Genomic DNA, 19,645 nt, shown 5'->3' on the forward strand with positions numbered 1-19,645 from the left:
CGGATCAGGCCTTGGCGGCCATCGCCGTGACTTCCACACGCATGCCTTCCACCGCCAGAGCGGCCACGCCAACGGCGGCGCGTACCGGCCAGGGCTTGGCGAAGAAACGCTGATAGACCGCATTGAATGCCGCGCGGTCGGCCATGTCGGTGAGGTAGATGGTCAGGTGCATGACCCGGTCCATGGAACTGCCGGCGCGCTCCAGGGCCACTTTCAGTGCCTGCAGGGTGCATTCGCTTTGCAGGGTGATGTCCCCCAGCTCCAGGCTGCCGTCGGCGCGGGTCGGGATCTGGGTCGAGACCAGGATGCCGTTGAACGCGGCGACGTCGGAGGAGATGGAGTCGGCGTCCGGGTCGGGGGTGAAGACGAGGTCTGGGTTGGCCATGGGAATCTCTTGTTCGAGGGGAAAAAGGTTCGCAAGGATGAGTGGGTGCCGACTGAAGTTCAAGTTGCGAGCATCTTTTTACGGTCCTCAACCAATGCATCGTCCAGGTCGCGCTTCCAGGCGGCAATTCGCCGAGGGTCACACAGGGCCTTGGCCAAGGCCTGGTGCACTTCATAGTTGGGTTCGGTTTCACTGAGCCCGTCGGTCCAGTCCTTCACCTGTTGATAGATGCTTTGGAGCGGCGTTGGGACATCGTTTTTTCGCTGACGGGTCAGGATGGATTTGTACAGCTTGCGGTTCTCGCCCTTGAGCTCTCGGGTCCAGCGATCTTCGAGGTTCAGGAGGGTGTTCAGGTTGGCCACCCTTTGAGTGTCGGCGGTGCGAGTGCTGCTGAGGGTGATGCCAAGTTTGTCGTCATCGAATTCCAGCTTCAAGGTTCCGGCAGGGTTGCGCTTGTAGGGGTGGAACCACTCCTGGAACGAACCGGCGCTGTGTACCGCGCGTGCAGCCTTGTTCTGCGGCCCGTTGCACTCGCCGCAGATGGGCACCAGGTTTTCCGCGCACACCGAAAGCAAAGGGTAGGCGCTCTTGGGAATCCAGTGATCGACCGAGATATTGCGCAGTTCGCCACCACACATCACGCAGACATGCCGGGCGTCCGAGTGCTTGTCGCCCTTATGAAACTTGAGAAACTCATCGCGGAAATCTTCATATTTCAGTAACTGCTTCTTGTCGCTGGTCGGCGTGCCGTTGGACAGATAGGGCAGCCCGTCCTTCAGCCCCTTGTTGTAAAAGGCCTCCATCAGGTCCTGGAGATTTTTCTTGTGGGCATCGCCTTGGGGATCGCCGGTAAAGGGGTACTCCAAGGGAATGGTCGCGGTGATGGGTGGCGACTCGAAATATGCTCCGATCCGGGTAGTCGCATGAATCCATTCCTGCAAGCGAGCCTTTTGAGTGGTGTCGAGTCCAGCCAGATGTTCGGCGCGCTCAAGAAGCTTGCGCTCCTTGAGCTTCTTGTTCAGAAAGCCCCAGAGCCACAGGCCTTCTTCTCTACTGGGCATCTCTGCTTCCAGCTGTGCCTGGGTCAGATCTGTCACCCCAGTGGTGGGCCGGCACAGCCACAAGGCGAACTCCTGAATCAGGACCTGGCAGGCGCTCAAGGCCCTGGAGCAATCGATGGGAGATATGGGCTTAATCAAGGGCACCATCCGGGTTGGATTTGCTGAGTTTGTGTTTGTCGATCAGATCCTGCAAACCCGCTTTCAGGTCGGATGCCCCGACCTTTTCGATCAGAGCATGGATGGTCCGAGTATCCTGATTCTCTTCCCAGCGGTTGAGCCGGGTGCGTAGTTCGGAGCGATAGAAACCGGTGCCCAGCCGATTGATCACCGCTTTGAGCTGTTCCACGTCCTGGTCGGTGGGGGTCTGCACCTGTTTGACATACTCGAGAAAGGCCTCGATACGCTGCTGTGCTCGGCTGCCGATGCTGTCTTGCGTGTGAAACAGATTCATCATCAGCGCCCCGGGATCGGTGGCGAAGGTGCGGGTGCCAACCTGATTGGCTGAAGAACTGCCGTCCGCTCCCTTCTTGATAAAGATGATTTCTTCATCGAACACATCCGACAGCACGATGGCCGAATGGCTGGCGATCAGCACGCTGTTGGCGTCCTCGCCCATGGCCTGCTCGATATTGCTGACGATTTCGCGTTTCCAGGCGTCGTTGAAGTGGGTTTCCGGCTCGTCGAGCAGCAGCAGGGCGTCCTGCTGGCCCGCCAGCAGGTGGAACAGCGCCCAGCGCCGCAACACCATCTGTTCGCCATCGGAAAGGTCGGCGTAGCTCATGACCCCGCTGTCGTTGGCGAACTCGTCCTCGGGCTTTTCGTTGCGCCGCAGTGACATTTCGATGCCGTCGATCAGGCCTACAGCCAGCCAGCGCGACAGTTCGTTGAAGCGACTGAAGGCACTCTGGCCGGCTTCGCCCAGCATCAGGGTCAGGGCCTGTTCCTGAGTCGTTGCCTGCTGCAGTTGCGGGTTCAGGTACTGGTTTTTGCCCAGAGCCGGTAGCGGGGCACCCACATCAAAGTGCAGCACCCGCAGCCGATTGGCGGGGTCGGATTGGTTCAGCACCTCGCCGGCCACCAGCATCAGGTCATGCATTTTGTTCTGCAAGGCCCGGGGGGCAGCCAGGGCCCGCTCCAGGTCCAGGCACAAACGTACACTGACCAATCGATGCCAGCCGGCCTTTTCGAACAGGCCGGCTAGCCCCCGATCATTCTGTTGCGGCTTGCGTTGCTGCATCAGGTCCTGCAGGACCACGGCCAACAAGGCTGCATCCGGGCGACCGTCGCTGAGCAGGATGGGGCGGTTGAGCTGGTCGCTGGCATCGTCGGTGCTGTGGGGCAGGGGACTGGGCTCCCGAGGGCCCGGCTCACTGGCATCCAGCGATGCTTCGTCATGGTGAGTCCAGCCTACGGGACGCTCCAGCTCGAAGGGGTAGTCCTCATCATCCTTGAAGCGCGAAGCGCTGCTCGACTGCTCAAGGGGGGGACGCCAGATATCCTGCCAGGCCCTCCATGAGCCGGAGGTGTAGGCCAGCACCCTTGGCAGCAGGTCCGTCACCGCCTGCGGGTAGCTGCCTTCCCTGACCCGGGCAATGAATGGCAGTGGTTGCTCCGGGGCGGTCGGCTCCGTGCCCAATCGCTGGATGGCCGCTTCGAACGCCTTGCCGTCGGCGCTTTTAGCAAAGGGCGCGTCCTGCGCCAGCCACAGGCTGGTGGACGCATTGGAACCTGCGCTCTTGAAGATCACCGTGCGCAGGTTGCCGCTGGCTGCGGCGCCCAGTTCATAGACCAGAGTGAAGGCAAACCCCGGCAGCTTGCCATCGGCCAGGGCGATAAAGATCGAGGCGATGGCGCGCAGCAGGTGGCTCTTGCCGCTGCCGTTGAGGCCCACCACAAAATGGATGGCACAGGGCGCTGCCTTGTCCTGGATAAAGGCGTCCCAGGGGGCATCCTGGGCGAAGCTCACCTTGAGGTCGCTCAGGGGTGCATAGAGGTTCAGACTCAAATAACGCAAACGCATTTATTGCCCCTTGTCCGAGCTTGCACGGTTGTCAGTGAAACGCTTCAGATCACTTCCCCGGTTGTCTTCCTCGGCGTGGCCCGACGCGTTGAGTCGACAGGCCCTGAAGGCGGTCATGAAGCGGCCATCACCGTGGCCCCCGGCACCGGGAATGCCGACTTTGCGGATCAGCCCCAGGGCCGTGATCTGCTCCAGGGCGCGGCGCAGGGACACCTCGGAGATCGGGGTTTCCTGGTTAAACAGCGGATTGCGGCAGAAGGCGTCGACGGCATCCTGGTCATCGATCAACAGCGCGAACGGCAAGTTGCTCAAGGCCTCCCAGACCCGCGCCTGAAAGACCGACAACTGCGCAGCGACCCGTGCACGCGCGGTGCGTTGTGCGGGTGTTGCCCACCCCAGCACCGGGCGAGGAGCCAGGCGCGGGGTTTGCTCGACTCGGTGTGGAGCAGGGTTTTGCGTGGATCGTGTTTGGCTGCGCCACTTGCGGGAAAGACTTGCGGAGAAGGCCTCGGTCAGCATGGCTGCTGCCAGCATCCGAGCCTTCTCCAGAGCATCGTGCAGCTGTTGGCGTGGGACCTTGTGCAGCAGGTCGACAATGATCTGCTGCTGCGCCAAGGGTGGGAGTGGCAGTTCCATGCGCTCGAACAGTGCCCGGGAGATCAGCCCGCGAACGTTGATGCTCTGCACCTGCCTGCCGAGCCAGGACAGCCCCATGAAGCAGGCCAGGTACTCCGGGAGGATTTTGTTGTTTGGCCGCAGCACCTGGAAAGCGCCCGAAGCGAAAGACGTGGCCGACTTCTCCTTGGGAACAACGAAGGCGCTGCCACTTTCGCCAAAACCCTCGGTCAGTGCGAACAGCACATCGTTGGCCTGGACTTCGATGCAGGACTTTCTCAGCGTCTCGAACTTGACCTTGGCGGGCTGCACCTGCCCGGTTGCCCGATCAATGCTTTCGGGGGTGAAGAGAAGGACTCTTGCCGGCCTGCGGCTCTCCCTGGGACTGTGCCTTGGTGGCCTGAACTTGCAAATGGACGACATGGTGACCCGGGGCCAGGCCTGGGCCTTGACCCCGGAAACCATCAGCTCCAATGCCAGGGCATCGGACAGGTGAGCGGCTTTATGCAGCGCTTCCTCGTAAGGCCTCAACGAGGCTTGCTGCAAGAGGTCGACAAGGTAGGCCTGCTCATCGAGGGGCGGCAGCTGCATTCTCAGATTGCGGAAGAAGCTCAGGGGAATGCTCAGCTGGCTTTGAGTTCCCCGGTTGGTATCCAGAGCGGCCTGCTTGAGCCAGGGTTGCTGGATGAAATGCAGCAAAAAGGCCGGAAGCACCTGAGAGCCCGGACGCAAGGCGAGAAAGTGTTGGGCAACCCCGAATTCGGTGGTCAGCCCCGACATGATCCTGGCTTGCATGACATCCCGCCCACGGGTGGCGATCAGTACATCCCCCTCCTGAAACAGCGCGCCTTGCGAGGATGTTTCGCCATAGGGGCGGATACTGGTGGTCGGGCTCTGTCCGTCCAGATCGCCGAGTGCCGAATTGGGGTAGAAGCTCACCAGCACTTCAGGGCCCGGACGCAGCGCACGGGGGTTGAGTTCGCAGACGTCCAGCAGCCCGACTTCCCTCCAAGAGGGAGGAAAGCTCATTGCACCTCTCCAATCAGCTTGCGCAACTGGCGCAGGCGCTCGAGGACACCGACTTCTATGGCCTCCAACTCATCGATCAGTTCCAGGGCCGAACGTTCCTCCGTGGGTTTTGGTTGCTCGATGACTTTGTAATCTTCGAGATCCAGGCTCCAACCGTTACCTTCGATGCAGTGTGGGTCCAGGAGGCCCGGGCGCAATTTGTCGATGATATAGAGCCGGCCTTGCATCCTTTCCACATAGTCGGAGCGGACCTGACCATATTCATCGTGAGAGCCCTGGGCCTGATTATCGGCAGCTCGCCATGTCTGTTTGTTCAGCCAGCGGCGTACCGGAATCTGCCACTGCTTGAGCTGGGTCGCTTCGCGCTTGGGGATCGCATCGAGGGACGCCCAACTGGCGTCCTGCCAAGTGTCCGGCCGGAAATACCGCTCCTTGCCGGCATCCCACACATGTTCACCCTTGTGACGCTGTCGGAAATGCACCAGGGCATCGAACAAGTCGTTATCCGCGCCAGCGGGCAGCTCATCGCGCTTGTGGTCCATCGAGTAACCATCCTGGGTGACTTCATAGAACCAGACCGCATCGGTTTTCGGTTCCTTGCTGAATGAAGTCGATGCGCCATTGAGCCCGGTGACCTTGCGCACCACCAGAATCGCGGCCTCAATGCCGGTATAGGGATTGAAAATCTCTCCCGGCAACAGGATCACCGCCTCCACGTGATGCCGGGACAGCAGCTCGCGGCGCAGTTCAACCTCGGCTTTCGAGCTGCCGTACAACAGGCTCTGGGGAATGATCAGCGCCGCGCTGCCTCCGACCTTCAACAGGCTCAGTGCACGCCAGACAAACAGCAGGTCAATCTTGTCGGACTGATTGACCTGATCCTCCCGGGTGTAGCTCGGCAAGTACTGAGTACCTGCGGCTTCCTCCGGATCGATGCGGCCACCAAAGGGCAGGTCACAGAGCACGAAGTCGAAACTTTCGCGGAGCAACGGCTGGGCAGGCCCCTGGAAGTCAGTCATGACCAGGCTGTTGCCCTGCATGAACTGCGGCAGTTCGATGCCGTGCAGCAGCAGGTTCACCCAGCCAATCCGTGCCAGGGCGTGACTGAGGTCCACCCCCACCAGACCTTCGCCAATAGTTTCCAGACGTTTACTCCGGGCTATTGGCCCGGGCGCATCGGCCAGCATGTAGTGCAGGGCGCTGATGAGAAAACCACCGGTGCCGGCTGCGGGGTCGACGATGCGCTGTCCGCGTTTTGGATCCAGCAGCGCCACCATGAACTGGGTGATATGCCGTGCGGTGACCAGTGGGCCAATCCTGCTGCTGGCCGAGGCTTCGGTGAACAGGTACTCGAACACTTCACCAGATGAAAACCGGCCCTTGTTCTGGCGTCCGTGATAAGGGAACAGCTGATCGATAGCTTTGATCAGAAGTCTGAGTGCCTGGCTTTTGCTCGGATCAAGTTGAAAGTAGGCGTCGCGCAGCATGCCGTTCAAGCTCAAGCGCCTGGCCAGGGATGGATGATAGTCACTGATCAGCAACTCCAGTTCCCGCAGCCACGGAAACAACCGGTCATTCAGGTAGCTGCCAGGGTCCTGGTGTTGCAGCAAGGTGTTCCAGAACGAAGGGCGCTCGTCGAACAAGTTCTCATCATCAGGCATGAGCAACTGGAAGATCGACGGCAACCCATCCTCATCCGGCTCAGCGGCCATGCCATCCAGGCGCTTGAGAAATATCAGGCAGGCAATCTGTTCCAGTGCCACGTAGGGCGAGGCGGCCAACCCGGCGCCAGAAACCAGGTCCCAGAGTGAGGCAACTTTTTTCCGGATATCAGCAGGAAGCATCGTAATCCTTTGCGATTGAGGTCGGGGGCAGCGAAAAGGTGGCAAGTATAGGGGGTTTGCTGCGGTGCGATAACAGCACAGGGCTATCGTGCGGTGCGCCCGCAGGTCGGCACCAGAGGCCGTGTTTTCGAGCATTTTGGCCATTTATGGAGTGTTTGCACTCCATATTCTTTAGCAAATGGAGTGTATAGGCTCCAAGTTTGATATCCATTGGCCACTGCTGCGGATATTGTGCGTCCATCAAGTTGCAGGACGACAGCCATGGATACCAACGCATCAGCGCAGCCTCTGCCCAGGACCCTGGGGCAATGCTTCAGCGACAACCTCAGCGCGGTACTGGCGGTGGCCGGTGAAGCCCGGGACAACCACGCACCGGGTGCTTTTTCAGCGGTGCGCATGCAGCGCAGGACAGGGATCGCCCGCAGCACCCTGCGCGCACTCAAGTCGGCCGAGGCCAATCCGGATCTGAGCACCATCAGCCGCCTGGCCGATGCCCTGGGTGTGCCGCCGGCTTTCCTGCTCATGCGCCCGGAAGATTGGGAGCAGTTGGCGGCGGCCATCGGCGACAGCGGCGATTACCTGGCAGCGGCCGACAAACTGCTGCGCGAGGAGCGCCTGGAGGCGAGAAATCCGGTGGAGAAGGTGTTGCGTGAATGCAAGGTCCATCCGGATGCGCGGCCCATTGGAGTGGGCGCATCGCCCGAGGTCAGCCGGGTCAACGCCAGGGATGAATGGCGGCGGCGCAGCTGTCTCAAGTTCGATGCGTTGATGCTGCGCCAGACTCGTGCCCCGCGGACTCGGGTCATGCTGACCGCCATCGCCGGTGCGCTGGTGAGCCGAGCGACCCCACATAACCCCAGCAACGACCAATAAACTTTTTTAAGAGGAGTCGCAGCATGCCCATCATCCACGACCCCGATCTTGCCGATGTCCTGATGAGCGCCGCCGCCGACGATGTCAGGTTGCTGATCGATGTAATCACCGACAACGGCAAGGGTCGTATCTCTCTGTCGTCCTCTGTGTGTCGCCAACTGACGGCGGCCAAGGACAGCGAGCTCAATGAGCTGGCGCGGGCCATGGTGGCCGAAGAACTGACCCGCTTTGGCGGCAACTCGATGATGAACATCCTCCGGGGTGGGAGCGGGGTGCCGTACCGGGAGCTGTTGAGCGACGTCGCCAGTCATGTAAAAGCCTCGAAGAACGACACGGACACCTGCGCCCAGATGGAAATGACCATCATCGGCAAGGTGCTTGAACAGTCCATCGGCCGGATGAGCGAAGAGGACAAGGCGACCTTTTTTGAATCCATGGGTACCACTTACCGTCCGGGCATGGGCCCTGGAGCCCTGGCGACCCTGATTGCCACCCTGAGCGCCTCGGGGCTGGGTTCCTACAACGTGGCCGCCCTGGTGGCGAGCGCGACCCTGAGCAGCCTGGTGGGCAAGGGCGTGGCTTTTGCGGCCGGCTCGACCGCTCTGGGCCGGGGCCTTGCAGTGCTCGCCGGGCCAGTGGGCTGGGCCATCACCGGCATCTGGACCGCGTTCGATCTGGCCAGCCCGGCTTATCGGGTGACGGTGCCCTGTGTGATTCAGATCGGCCACATGCGCCAGAAAATGCTGCTCAAGAGCACCTGTCCCGGTTGTTACGCGCCGATCACCCCAGGCAGTAATTTCTGTGGCCGTTGCGGTGCCCGGCTGAACCCGGGATAAGCGCACGGCCCTGGTCTACCACGCCATCGATAAAGGAAGAGTTCGCCATGAATCCTACGATTTCGCCCCTCGAATTCCTGCTGGTCAATGTCATCTGTTTCGCCGCGGGCGCGGCAGCGGCTGGCGCTATTTACCTAGGGGCCAAGGCCTTCTACGCCGCTGGCCGGCGCTCGGCGCACAGTGCCTGTTGAGCCCTGTATCCATTGAAAGGCTCGACCGTCTGCGTTGGGCGTATTGAGTGAAATAAGGATCAGATACCGTGTATACCAACGACCACGCGACCCGACTTGTATTCCTCAACACCGAGGCCGAGCGCATTGCCTCGAGCATGCAGCGCACCCAGGACAAGCTGGAATGGTTGAACGACTTTGACAGTGCCCAGAGCCACTCCAGCCTGGCCCAGTTGAAGCGCGAGATGCAGGCCTCCCGGGAGCGCCAGGGGCAACTCGAGCAACTGCTCAAGTCCAATCAAACCCAATTGGACAGTGCCCAGGAGCAGGCCGCCGCCGGATTCAATCCTGGCCACTGGTTCTCCACCGAGCGCAGTGTCGCCAAACGGCTGGTGGAGACGTTGACGGTGCGGATCAAGGCGCTGCAACGCAACCTGATCGACGTTCGCGCCGAGCTCGTCGAACACGGTGCGCAGGAGCAGCGTCTGGAGCAGGACCTCAAGCGCTACCGCAGCTTCGACCCCCTGGAGGCCCAGGCATTGATGGCCCAACTGCGCGATGAGCAGGGGCAACTGAAGCTCACCATCGAGCAGACCCGCAAAGCCAGCGAGCGCTGGGAGGCCGCCGCCGGCCAGGTTTCCCGCGAATGGCAGAGGGCCAAGAGCACCCTGGAACGACTCGAACGGGACATTGCCGAGGCCGACGTATTCTATGAGGCCTTGAATCAGGCCCAGAGCGCTCGGGAGCGCGCGCAGATCCACGAAGCCTGCGCCCGGCACTTTGGCTCGGGTAACAGCAGCCCGCGCAGCCTCCTCAAAGACCTCAAGTACGAGCAGCGCAAGGTGACCCAGGATGCTGACAAACTGCAGCTGCGCCTGCGGGACGTGGTCCGTCTTCTGCAGAACGAGATCGGCACGCTGATCGTCGACGGCAACAACCTGTGTTACGCACCTATGGAGAACGGCCAACGGCGCTTTATCGGCCTTGTGGCACTCAAGGCGCTGGTGAGCCACCTGTGCGCCACTTACAAAGTGACCCTGGTGTTCGATCCAGGTATCCGCCAGCAGTTGAAGATGGACGACGGCGCCCTGCAAGCGGCCTTTCCCAACGCCACCGTGGTGGTGATGAACGACAAGGCCAAGGCCGACGAAGCCATTCTGGCGGCCGCCGAATTCGACGAGAGCGCCTACGTCATCAGCAACGACCGCTATGCGGACTTCCCGGAAATGGCCAGCGTGCGCGAGGGCAGGGTGCTGACCCACATCATCCATCCACGCTCGGTACAGATTCAGCAACTGCAGATCAATCTCCAGTACTGACCGGCATCGGCAAGACCCTTGACGACCTGCTCACAGGATCTGCGTGATCCTGGGGCCAGGTATTTGCAAACCATTGGAACGAGTCAACAGGCATGGACCTCCAAGGACATCTGCTGTACATCGACATCACCCAGATCTGTGGCATCGGCTGTGCGTTCTGCATGTACGCCGACAAGCACAAGTCGGGCATGAGCATGGAACTCTCGACCCTGGCCCGGGAGAACCTCGCGGCCCTGATCAATGCCCCCGCCGTGAAACGGATTTCCATCAGCGGCGAAGGCGAGCCTCTGAACAACGCCAAGGTGTTCCACGAGATCCTCGGGTTGTCCCAGGGCGGCAGGAGCTTCGAGTTCATCACCAGTGGTTTTTTTCCCCACGACAAGATGCTCGACTTCTACGAGACCACCAATCGCATCGTGGTGGGCAACGGCGATACCTGCAATATCCGCTTGAGTGCCGACAGCCACCATATCGAGAAAGTCAAATGGCGCGCCCACGGCCTCAGCCTGGATTACCTGCGCAAGCAGCGCCCGGCCGGCCTGGGGTTTTCGTTTCGCTCCATTGACACCGATCGCCAGTTCACCCGGGACTACCTGCTGAGCGAACTGGCCCAGTGGGGCATCCACGGCAGTATCGAGGCGCGCAACGCTCTTGAGGATGTACTGGTCACGGCAGACGGGCGCTTCGGCATCGACTACAAGAATCTGGTACACCCGGCAGCGGACACTGCGCCGGGTTATCTGAACCTGCACGACTACATCGAGGCCATCGAGGCCAAGATCAACAAGCGTTTCACCTTCGGTAGTCTGAACCAGCCACCGCTGAGCAACGGCATGGATGTCACCGTCAAGCCCAATGGCGATGTCTATCTCTACGGCATCGAGAACCAGCGCCTGGGCAACCTGCATTTTGACCGCGTGTGCTGGGAGCAACTGGCCGCCCATGTGCGGGAAACACCACTGGTGCGCACCCTGTATACCCAGCCCCTGGCCGACCTGCTGGCACGCTTCGACAAGATGGAACCGATGCAGTCGATCCTGGCCAAGGCCAACAATCCCTATTGGCTGGTCAAGGAACTGGCGAACCACGATGGCCTGCTCGAACAACTGGTGCCCGCATGATCGATTCCCACAGCCACACTTTCTATTCCAAGCACGCCGTCGGCACGGTGGATGAACTGGTTCGCGCCTCGATCAAGGCCGGGGTGAGCATCCTCACCATCACCGATCACGCACCCTTTACCGTGGACCGCGACAACCGCCTGCGGCTGTCCGAACTCGACCGTTATTTCGCCGATATCCTCCAGGCGCAACAGAGCTATCAGGGGCAGATCCAGATCCTGCGTGGCCTGGAGTTCGACTACATGCCCGGTTCCGACGTCTACAACCGTGAACTGCTGGACCGCTACGAACTGGACTTCGCCATAGGTTCGATCCATTACGTCGAAGTGCCCGGCGAGCCCATGGTCAAGGTCTGGGAACTGCCCCGGCTGGCCGGTCAGGCGTTCCTCGATCGTTATTTCGCCGATCTGGAGGCGCTGCTGGACAGCGGCCTGTTCGATGCCGTGGGGCATGCCGACACCTTGCTGCGGGGCGTGCCCGAGGAGGTTGTGCTGCGCCGACTGGAACCGCTGCTGGGGCTTTTTGCGCGCAACGGCGTGGCCTATGAATTGAATGCTTCGGGGCTGCGCAAATCGAGCCTGGACCCTGAGTCGGGGTGCGAGGTGCAGGGGCTGTGGTCCTACCCGTCACGGTTGTTGTTGCCGCAATTGATCGCACACGACGTGGCCTTCACTGTCGGCTCCGATGCCCACGATCCTCGGGATGCTGGTGAGGGCATCCGCGAACTGTTGCACGCACTGCAACCCCTGGGGCTGCAGCGCATCAGCTATTTCCAGCACCGTCGGCGCATCGACGTGCCCCTTGGGGACGCCATGGCCATCAACATGAAGGGAGAGGTCTGACTATGGAGACGACCCTGTCCGATACCTGGACCGAGGCTCAATGGAGCACCCTGAACGCTCTGCCTGTCGATCTGCAGTTGCGCCGGTTCCGTCAGGCGTCGGCACAGTGCCGTCCCCAGGACGTCAAGCTGGGCTTGCGAGCATTCGCCGCGGACCTGTTGTCCCGCAACCTGATCGACATGCCGGAGTACGTGTCGGTGTTGGGTGGCCACGCCTTGAACTGCCTGTCGCCGGGCGCTCCCGGTTCGTTCCGCGACATGGCCAGCGGCGCCGATGCCACCCCTCTGGTACAGGCCTACAGCCGGGCCAAGTACGGCAGCATGCAGGACATCCGCTACTTGGCGTGGCGGTTGATCGAGCACTTGTGCGAGCAACTGGACCAACCCCAATCCCATTGGGCGCGGCTGTTTCGCAGCGCCAAGGCGAGCGGCGACAACGTGGTGATGATGACCACCGGCTGGCGCAATGTGCCGTCCACCGCAAACGTGCTGTACGACCTGGTGGTGGAGGAGATCAACGTCAAGCTGGCGCACATGGGGCTGCCGACGATCATCAACGTCAAGCTCCCGCGGATTGCGCCGCCTTGCGAGAATTACGCCAGCCTGAGTACCGAGGAGCGTGAGCGGGTGAATCTGGTCCAGGACCATGTCATTCCCGCTGCGAATTTCTATCGCTGGAGCGGGGTGCATGTGATTTTTGGCGACGATGTGCTGGTCACCGGTTCGACGGCAGACAAGGTGCTGTACGAGTCCCTGAGCAACGGCGCCAAGTCGTTCCAGGCGATCTACCCGGCGGCCATCGATCCACGGGTCGCCCTGGCGGACGCCACGATTGAAGAGCGGCTCAATCATGTGGTGATCAAGCAGGCATTGGACGAGACCCTGGCCGCACTGCTGTCCGAAGCCGGTTACCAACCGATCCTGCGGACGTTGCGCTTGCTGTTTTGCGCCAGTAATCGGCAGGCCCTCGCTGGGTTCCTGCCCAGGGTGCCCATGGACAATTGGCTGCGCCTGTACAAGTCGGCCCTGGGCAACGAGTTCCTCGCGCAGGACGAGTGCGCGCCGTCCCTGGCGCTGCTCAAGCAGTACCTGGCCGAAGCCGGGTTGCTCAGCCCCAATGGCATGGCGGTGCGCCGATGAACTCCGGTGCCGTGCGCTATGTGAGCTACTGGGAGACGGCCCCGGGACAATCGATGCCGCCCTACGTTGCACTGGGGCTGGTTTCGATCCGGCGGGCACTGGGCGACGCCTTCCTGCTGCTGACCCCCGCCACGGCGGCCAGGCTCATTGACCCACAGATTCTCGGCAAGGCATGGGGCTTCGAGCCCCTGGCCTTCACTTTGGCAGCGGGCATCGAGGCCATCGTCGCCAAGAGCGACCTGATCCGCATGGCCTACGTCCACCAGTACGGCGGTGCCTGGGTCGATGCCGACAGTATCTTCCTGCGTGACCCAACCCCCATCCTGTTTCCGGATGGACTCAGCCCCGGGCTGCACTGGTACAGCGAAAGCCTGTTCGCCTCACAGCCGGGCAATGCGCTGCTGGCCGAGGCCCTGACTGCCGCCTTGGCGGGCGGCACTCATCACTGGGGCAATCCGGGAGGCATCAAGGACATCGTGCAGCGCCGGAGCAAAGAGCTGGTGCCCATTGCCCCCGCCGTGGTCGACCCCGGCTACCACCCACAGTACAACTTCGCCAGCTGCGAGGTGATGCACCGCCAGGATTTGCCGGTCGCCGACTTCCTGCTGGCCGACGTGGCCCTGCTCAAGCTCTACAACACCTACTTCAAGCGCACCGCCCAGCGTATCGAGACGGTGGCGCAGTTCCTGGCCGGCGGCACGTTACTGGCCAGGTTGTTCCTGCATATCGAGCCCGATTCCGGCTACTGGCTGGAGGAGACCGAGCGGCTGATCCAGAGCTGCGAGCAGTAATGCCGTTACGGGCCTGCGACAGGGCTCACGCCTCGAGCGCAGCCACGGCACTGGCGCGCAGGTGGACGCGACAGCTGGAGACACCGGACAGATCCAGGCGTGGGGCAATCACTTCGTGGATGGTCGGCGTCTGCCGGTGGGGAGAACCGTGGGCGATATACAGCCAGGCAGGAATGCGCAGGGGGCGTTGATCGAGCTGCAACTCGATGCGCAGCAGGTCGAACACTTCAGTGGTTCGACCGCTGGGCGTCCAGGCGAGGGGCGCGCTGCGGTGATCGGGCGCACTGATCACCAGCGGGCGTTGCAGCTCCAGGTTGATGGTTCCGGGGTGGCAACTGCCGACTTCCGGAAAATCCCGGCTGAGCAGCGGCAGCTGGCGGGCCAGGGTGCCGGTGGCCACCCCCAGGCCGGAAACAATGCGAGCCTGGAGCACGAGTTGCGGGCCGGGATCAAGCGCGTCGGCCAGTAGCCTGTGCAGGCCATCGACCACCTCCTGGATGGCAAACCGGTTCATGTCCTTCCTGCCTGTACGTCGGTACTGCGCTACGTCCTGTTGGCTGTAGACCACCAGGGTGGAAGACGCGGGCGGTGGCAACCACGGATTGTGTTCGGCCCCCATGGCCGGGTAGATGGCAATCAGCCGGGTCCCCAGCCCGACGGCCATGTGCACGATCGCGGTATCGACACTGATCACCACCTGGGTGCGTTGCAGGTACCCTGCAGCGTCTCTGGGCGTGGCCAGGTCCTCGAGGGCATGCACATTGTTCCGGGCCACGGCGGCCGCCAGTTGCGCGGCGTCTGCGCGGGTGGCGGGGCTGCAGAGAATCCCCAGGGACTTGTCGGGGCAGGCATCGGCCATGGCGCGCAGCAGTGCCAGCGACTGGGCCTGGGACAGGCTCTTGTCCGCCCGGCTTCCATAGGGGTTGAACAGGATCTGCGGCGCGGCGGGTGGTTGGAAGTGCTTGGGAAGCGGGACGATGTACCGAGACTCGACCGCGCGTGCTCCCAGATCCAGAAGCACGCGCTCCAGGCACTGGGCGTAGCTCAGGCCCAGGGTCGCGGCGCCGAACTTGCGATTGACGCAGCGCAGCTCGTCATCGAAGGAGTAGACCCGCGACGGCCGCAGTAACCGCAGAAAGACGATTTCTGCCGGCTGAATCCGGCCCACCAGATGGACCACTACATCCACCTGGCCCAATTGCCCGGCAATCTTGCACAGCTCCAGCAGCCCGGGATTGGCCTGGGTGACTATGACGCGGTCCACGCCAAAGTCCTGTACGTGCAAGGGCGCAAGCTCCGGCACCGTCAACACGGTGATCCGGGCATTGAGCTTGCGCGCCTCGCGAAAGAAGAACGAGGAGACGATCGAATCGCCCAGTTTGGCATCCCACCGGGGGACCACTATGTGCAGGCCGGCAGCGGGCGTTACCGATCCAGGCCGGCGATCCGCCAGCGCTCGGAACAGACAGCGGGCGATGGCCTTCTTCATGTCCGGTTACCGGCCTGGAACAGTTGCAGGAAGCCTTGCAGGGTGCTGTCGACGAAGCGCTGGTCCGAGGTGCCGGCAGGAAAGTGCAGGACGCCATGGATCACCAGTGATGCCAGGCCGTGGGTATAGGACCAGCCGGCGAGGGCGGCCCGGCGGACCTCGGGGTGTTCGATGTCCAGTTCGAGGATCTGCGCAATGATCCGTCGCAGTTCGCCAAAGGCCTGGTTGCGGGCATCGAGCAATGTTGGAGGCATCTGGCCGTTGGCGAACTCGGGGCCGAACATCAGCTGGTACAGCGCCGGGTTGGCGCGGGCAAAGCTGAAGTAGGCTAGGCAGGCATCGCGCAATTTCTGCAGGCCGCTCTGGGTACTGTCTCGGGGCAACACCTGGGCCAATTCGTGAAAGCCTTGAGCCGCCAAGTGACCGATGAGCTCCGCGCGATTGGCGTAATGGTGATAGGCCGCGGTGGCACTGACCCCGACTCGCTCGGAAACAGCCCGCAGCGACAGCTTGGTCGGGCCTACTTCCTCGAGCATGTCCCGGGCCGCATCGAGCAGTTGCGGTGCCAGATTGCCCACGTGGTAGGAATCCCGGGAGCGTGAGGAGTGCTTGGTCATGTCTGGGAGGCCCTGAATGGCTTCGACTGGAAGGCAAAAAAACGCCGGAATCTTATCATGATCAATGATCTTGACGGCGCTAAGATTGGCTCGTAGCCTGGGCGCCACAACAACAAGACCACTCAAGGAAGCCCCCCTATGTCAGAACTGAAACTGCAACCCCAGGCCGCCGTATCCTTGCAACGCTGGCACGCCATGGTCGCCGGGCAAGACCTGGGTGACTTGCCCGAACTGCTGGACTCCAAGGTGGTATTTCGTTCGCCTATGGCCCATACCGCCTACCCGGGGGCCCAGGTCGTGGCGACCATCCTTGGCACGGTGCTCAATGTTTTCGAGGCGTTCGCCTATCACCGTGAACTGGCCAGCGCCGATGGCCTGAACGTGGTGTTGGAGTTCAGCGCGCGAGTCGGCGACAAACAGGTCAAGGGCATCGACATGATCCGCTTTGACGAGAGCGGCAAGATTGTCGAATTCGAGGTCATGGTGCGGCCCATGAGCGGGTTGCAAGCCCTGGGAGAGGAAATGGGCAAGCGTTTGTCCGCCTACCTCGCTGCCAGCAAGGGTGCGCCGCCGGCACCCTGAGAACCCGGGTTATTCGAGGGTTTCACCGGCGTCCAGGGTCAGCCAGGACGCCACCACCCGCCGGTCCAGCTCTTCCCAGTCAGCCATTCCCAGCACCCGAGTGGTGTTCAGGCCACGCAAATAGCCGCGCAGTTGGTAGGCAACCGCCTGCAGCGTCTGCGGTTCTGTGCTGTTGTCACGCAATACACTTTCATACTCGACCAGATAGTCGGCCACCCGCTCGCGAAATTCCGGCAGGACGGCATCACGGATCAGATCAAAAGTTCTCACATGCAAATCCTTTTTTTAGTTGTAGTTCGGCTGTCAGCCAGTCTGCACGGGGCACAACTATTGGTTCAAGCAATAGTGACAATCAAGCAACACAAGTTCTGCCCGGGTCGATAAGCATGGACAATTGCCCCCGACGAAAAACCATGATCGCAAGGGCGGCGCCCGTGACGCCGACCCCTTGCGCACCGAACCCGGCTTTATTTCAGGACTTCACCGATGCGCCTTCCATTGATTCCCGCCATGACCCTGGCCTCCTTGCTGCTGGCCGGCTGCGCAACTGCACCGAACGACCCGACCCTGGTCATGCAGACCCACAAGACCCCGGCCGAATACGCCGAATGTGTGGTCCCCAAACTGCAGAGCCGCGCCCAGACGGCCAGCGTCTCGCAATCACAGCGCGGCTACCGGATCGTGGTCACCAGCAAAGTCGCAGCGGACAACGTGCTGGAGGCTTACAAGGCGCCCAATGGTGGCAAGGTATTCCTCTATGAGCGGCATTTGCTGGCCTCCAGCTTCGCCCCGTCGAGCTTCGAACAGACCGCACAAGACTGTCTGTAATCCGCCCCTGAGGCTCATTGCGTCCTGGCGCGGGCGGTCCGCCGACAGCGTTCGGAACACCAACGCACCTGGTCCCAGCAACGGGCCCAGCGTTTTCGCCAAGTGAAGGGCCGGCCGCACGCGGCGCAGTCCTTTCTTGGCAGTTCGGATTTCTTCATAGGGCTTGCCCTGCATCCAGACGCGCCAGCAGCTCCTCGCCGCGTTGCCAGATGGCTTCCCGGCGTGGCTCGTCCATGCGCTGCAGGTTGCGATAGCTGATGGCCAAGCGTGGATTGCCGCCCAGTTGTGTTTCGTGACGCATCAGGAAGTGCCAGTACAGGGCGTTGAACGGGCAGGCATCGTTGCCGGTGGCCTGGTCCACCCGGTAGCGGCAGCCGCCGCAGTAATCGGACATCCGCTGGATGTAGCGACCGCTGGCGCAGTAGGGCTTGGAGCCCAGGTAGCCGCCGTCGGCGTGCATCACCATGCCCAGGGTATTGGGCAGTTCGACCCAATCAAACGCATCCAGGTAGACCGCCAGGTACCAGTCGCAGATGGCTTTGGGCGCAATCCCGGCCAGCAGCGCGAAGTTGCCGGTGACCATCAGCCGCTGGATATGGTGGGCATAGCCCAGTTCCAGGGTCTGCCCGATGACCTGGGACATGCAGCGCATGTCGGTGGCGCCACTCCAATAGAACTCCGGCAGCGCCCGCGTATTGCCCAAACCGTTGAGTTCGGCGTATTCAGGCATGCGCAGCCAGTAGATCCCCCGCACATATTCGCGCCAGCCGATCAGCTGGCGGATAAACCCTTCCGCCGCATTCAGGGCAACCCGTTTCTCGCGGTACGCGCGCTCGACATCACGGCACAGCAGGCGCACATCCAGCAGCCCGATATTCAGCGCCGCACTGATGCGCGCGTGGAACAGAAAGGGCTCGCCCTCGGCCATGGCGTCCTGGTAATCGCCGAAGGCGGCCAGGGAGAAGTCGAGGAAATGCTGCCAGAGTTCCTGTGCCTGCTCGTGAGTCACCGGATAGTCGAAATGCTCCACGTCGCCGTAGTGATCGCTGAAGCGTTGGCCCACCAGCTGCAGCACCTCGCGGGTGATCCGGTCGTGGCCGAAGCGGGCCTGAAAGGGCCCGCGCAGGCCGCGGGGCAGGGCCTTGCGGTTGTCGGCGTCGAGATTCCAGGTGCCGCCGCAGGGGCGGCCATCGGGTTCCAGCAACAGGCGGCTTTGCTTGCGCATCTCGCGGTAGAAGAACTCCATGCGCAACGACGGGCGAGCGGCGGCCCAGTGGCGGAACTGCTCCCGTGAGCAGAGGAAACGTCGGTCCACATGCCAGGTCATGGGCAGGCCGCAATCGCGCAGCGCCTGTTCGAGCCGCCATTCGCCGCACTCAGTGACATGCACCTGATCCACGCCAAGGGCGGCCTGCCAGCGCCGCAGCTCGCCCGGGAGACTGCCGCTGTTGTCGGGATCGTCCAGCTTCACGTAGATCACCCGCCAGCCTTGCTCGCGCAGGCGCTCGGCGAAGTGGCGCATGGCACTGAAGACCAGCACGATTTTCTGCGGATGATGACGGACATAACGCGCTTCGCTGTCGACCTCGGCCATCAGCAGGGCGTCGCAGGCTGGGTCCAGCGCCTCGAACATTGCCAGGTCGAACGACAACTGGTCGCCGAGCACCAGGCCCAGCCGGCCGGCAGAGGAGACGGCTACCACGGCAGACGCTCGCCATCACAGGCAAACAGCTGGCCGCTTTCGGCCGGCGTCAGGACATCGCTCAGGACGTTCGTGTTCAGGGAATCGCTCATTGTGTTTCTCACGCAGACAGATGCCACAGCCGGTCTGGCTCCTTGCTCTAACAGTCAAAAATTCATGATTTATATTTGTACATGAAGTCTTGTTTTGTACAGGTTTTTGAGCGATTTCCTGCTGGAAATTCTCCAGGGTGAGGCCGCCGCTGGAGTCGGCTCCGGCTTACTCAACCAGGACGTTGAGAGTGTCGGTGATGGCAGTGAGGGATCTGCAGCTGCTGCCGTTGGCGCCGGATCCCCGAACAGCATCGATTTGAACTAGTGGTTTTGCAGGCACTCAACGGCAG

20 protein-coding genes are annotated in these 19,645 nt (G+C 61.9%); 10 read left to right on the top strand and 10 right to left on the bottom strand.

Annotation, left to right across the window (positions count from 1 at the left end; translation table 11 throughout):
- Positions 1 to 4: 4 nt before the first annotated feature.
- Genes ACSSVC_RS19005 through ACSSVC_RS19025 form a run of 5 tightly spaced genes read right to left on the bottom strand, consistent with a single transcriptional unit; the run spans position 5 to position 6,954 of the window.
- A complete protein-coding gene (locus ACSSVC_RS19005; protein ID WP_232642144.1) occupies positions 5 to 385 on the bottom strand; it encodes a RidA family protein in 381 nt (126 codons plus the stop codon).
- Between the two features lie 59 nt (positions 386 to 444).
- Positions 445 to 1,584, bottom strand: a complete 1,140-nt coding sequence (locus ACSSVC_RS19010; RefSeq protein WP_404939887.1) for an HNH endonuclease — start codon at positions 1,582 to 1,584, stop codon at positions 445 to 447.
- The gene (locus tag ACSSVC_RS19015; RefSeq protein WP_492611175.1) at positions 1,577 to 3,466 is read right to left on the bottom strand and encodes an AAA family ATPase; all 1,890 of its coding nucleotides are present in this window, start codon (positions 3,464 to 3,466) and stop codon (positions 1,577 to 1,579) included. Before ACSSVC_RS19015 ends, ACSSVC_RS19010 begins: the two co-directional genes overlap by 8 nt.
- The gene (locus tag ACSSVC_RS19020) at positions 3,467 to 5,110 is read right to left on the bottom strand and encodes a restriction endonuclease subunit S (protein ID WP_492611176.1); all 1,644 of its coding nucleotides are present in this window, start codon (positions 5,108 to 5,110) and stop codon (positions 3,467 to 3,469) included.
- Positions 5,107 to 6,954: a class I SAM-dependent DNA methyltransferase gene (locus tag ACSSVC_RS19025; protein ID WP_492611177.1), complete on the bottom strand. Its 1,848-nt coding sequence runs from the start codon at positions 6,952 to 6,954 to the stop codon at positions 5,107 to 5,109. Before ACSSVC_RS19025 ends, ACSSVC_RS19020 begins: the two co-directional genes overlap by 4 nt.
- 261 nt (positions 6,955 to 7,215) lie before the next feature.
- On the opposite strand from ACSSVC_RS19025, the gene ACSSVC_RS19030 reads away from it, so the two are divergent.
- The 8 genes from ACSSVC_RS19030 (at position 7,216) to ACSSVC_RS19065 (ending at position 14,045) form a co-directional block, all read left to right on the top strand.
- Entirely contained in the window at positions 7,216 to 7,827 is a 612-nt protein-coding gene (locus ACSSVC_RS19030) for a helix-turn-helix domain-containing protein (RefSeq protein WP_346632960.1), read from the top strand.
- Between the two features lie 23 nt (positions 7,828 to 7,850).
- Entirely contained in the window at positions 7,851 to 8,663 is an 813-nt protein-coding gene (locus ACSSVC_RS19035) for a ubiquinol-cytochrome C chaperone family protein (protein ID WP_123728234.1), read from the top strand.
- Between the two features lie 47 nt (positions 8,664 to 8,710).
- Positions 8,711 to 8,854 carry a hypothetical protein gene (locus ACSSVC_RS19040; protein WP_185073911.1) on the top strand — a complete coding sequence of 48 codons (144 nt, stop codon included), beginning with the start codon at positions 8,711 to 8,713 and terminating at the stop codon, positions 8,852 to 8,854.
- Between the two features lie 68 nt (positions 8,855 to 8,922).
- The gene (locus tag ACSSVC_RS19045; protein ID WP_492611178.1) at positions 8,923 to 10,152 is read left to right on the top strand and encodes a hypothetical protein; all 1,230 of its coding nucleotides are present in this window, start codon (positions 8,923 to 8,925) and stop codon (positions 10,150 to 10,152) included.
- Positions 10,153 to 10,244: 92 nt separating this feature from the next.
- Positions 10,245 to 11,273, top strand: coding sequence for a radical SAM family protein (locus tag ACSSVC_RS19050; protein ID WP_446439874.1), 1,029 nt, complete (start codon positions 10,245 to 10,247; stop codon positions 11,271 to 11,273).
- Positions 11,270 to 12,115, top strand: coding sequence for a histidinol-phosphatase (locus tag ACSSVC_RS19055; protein ID WP_492611179.1), 846 nt, complete (start codon positions 11,270 to 11,272; stop codon positions 12,113 to 12,115). The genes ACSSVC_RS19050 and ACSSVC_RS19055 overlap by 4 nt, the downstream gene beginning before the upstream one ends.
- Positions 12,116 to 12,117: 2 nt before the next feature.
- Entirely contained in the window at positions 12,118 to 13,254 is a 1,137-nt protein-coding gene (locus tag ACSSVC_RS19060) for a phosphoribosyltransferase family protein (RefSeq protein WP_492611180.1), read from the top strand.
- On the top strand, positions 13,251 to 14,045 hold the full coding sequence (locus ACSSVC_RS19065) for a glycosyltransferase (protein ID WP_446439871.1): 795 nt from the start codon (positions 13,251 to 13,253) through the stop codon (positions 14,043 to 14,045). Before ACSSVC_RS19060 ends, ACSSVC_RS19065 begins: the two co-directional genes overlap by 4 nt.
- 25 nt (positions 14,046 to 14,070) lie before the next feature.
- Here ACSSVC_RS19065 and ACSSVC_RS19070 read toward each other — a convergent pair whose 3' ends face one another.
- Entirely contained in the window at positions 14,071 to 15,534 is a 1,464-nt protein-coding gene (locus ACSSVC_RS19070; RefSeq protein WP_492611181.1) for a glycosyltransferase family 9 protein, read from the bottom strand.
- Positions 15,531 to 16,151 carry a TetR/AcrR family transcriptional regulator gene (locus ACSSVC_RS19075; protein ID WP_346632967.1) on the bottom strand — a complete coding sequence of 207 codons (621 nt, stop codon included), beginning with the start codon at positions 16,149 to 16,151 and terminating at the stop codon, positions 15,531 to 15,533. Before ACSSVC_RS19075 ends, ACSSVC_RS19070 begins: the two co-directional genes overlap by 4 nt.
- A 138-nt stretch (positions 16,152 to 16,289) precedes the next feature.
- On the opposite strand from ACSSVC_RS19075, the gene ACSSVC_RS19080 reads away from it, so the two are divergent.
- Positions 16,290 to 16,733, top strand: coding sequence for a nuclear transport factor 2 family protein (locus tag ACSSVC_RS19080; RefSeq protein ID WP_346632968.1), 444 nt, complete (start codon positions 16,290 to 16,292; stop codon positions 16,731 to 16,733).
- A gap of 9 nt (positions 16,734 to 16,742) precedes the next feature.
- Here the strand turns inward: ACSSVC_RS19080 and ACSSVC_RS19085 are convergent, their stop codons facing one another.
- Positions 16,743 to 17,003, bottom strand: coding sequence for a hypothetical protein (locus ACSSVC_RS19085; RefSeq protein ID WP_346632969.1), 261 nt, complete (start codon positions 17,001 to 17,003; stop codon positions 16,743 to 16,745).
- A 216-nt stretch (positions 17,004 to 17,219) separates the two neighbouring features.
- Between ACSSVC_RS19085 and ACSSVC_RS19090 the strand changes: the two genes are divergently transcribed.
- Positions 17,220 to 17,561: a hypothetical protein gene (locus ACSSVC_RS19090; RefSeq protein ID WP_404936821.1), complete on the top strand. Its 342-nt coding sequence runs from the start codon at positions 17,220 to 17,222 to the stop codon at positions 17,559 to 17,561.
- Positions 17,562 to 17,575: 14 nt separating this feature from the next.
- Here ACSSVC_RS19090 and ACSSVC_RS19095 read toward each other — a convergent pair whose 3' ends face one another.
- Together ACSSVC_RS19095 and ACSSVC_RS19100 are read right to left on the bottom strand one after the other, a co-directional pair.
- Positions 17,576 to 17,719, bottom strand: coding sequence for a DUF2256 domain-containing protein (locus ACSSVC_RS19095; protein ID WP_080774193.1), 144 nt, complete (start codon positions 17,717 to 17,719; stop codon positions 17,576 to 17,578).
- On the bottom strand, positions 17,716 to 19,263 hold the full coding sequence (locus ACSSVC_RS19100) for a cryptochrome/photolyase family protein (RefSeq protein ID WP_346632971.1): 1,548 nt from the start codon (positions 19,261 to 19,263) through the stop codon (positions 17,716 to 17,718). The genes ACSSVC_RS19095 and ACSSVC_RS19100 overlap by 4 nt, the downstream gene beginning before the upstream one ends.
- Positions 19,264 to 19,645: the final 382 nt, after the last annotated feature.

Source organism: Pseudomonas sp. E1BtOHC1 (assembly GCF_058744285.1).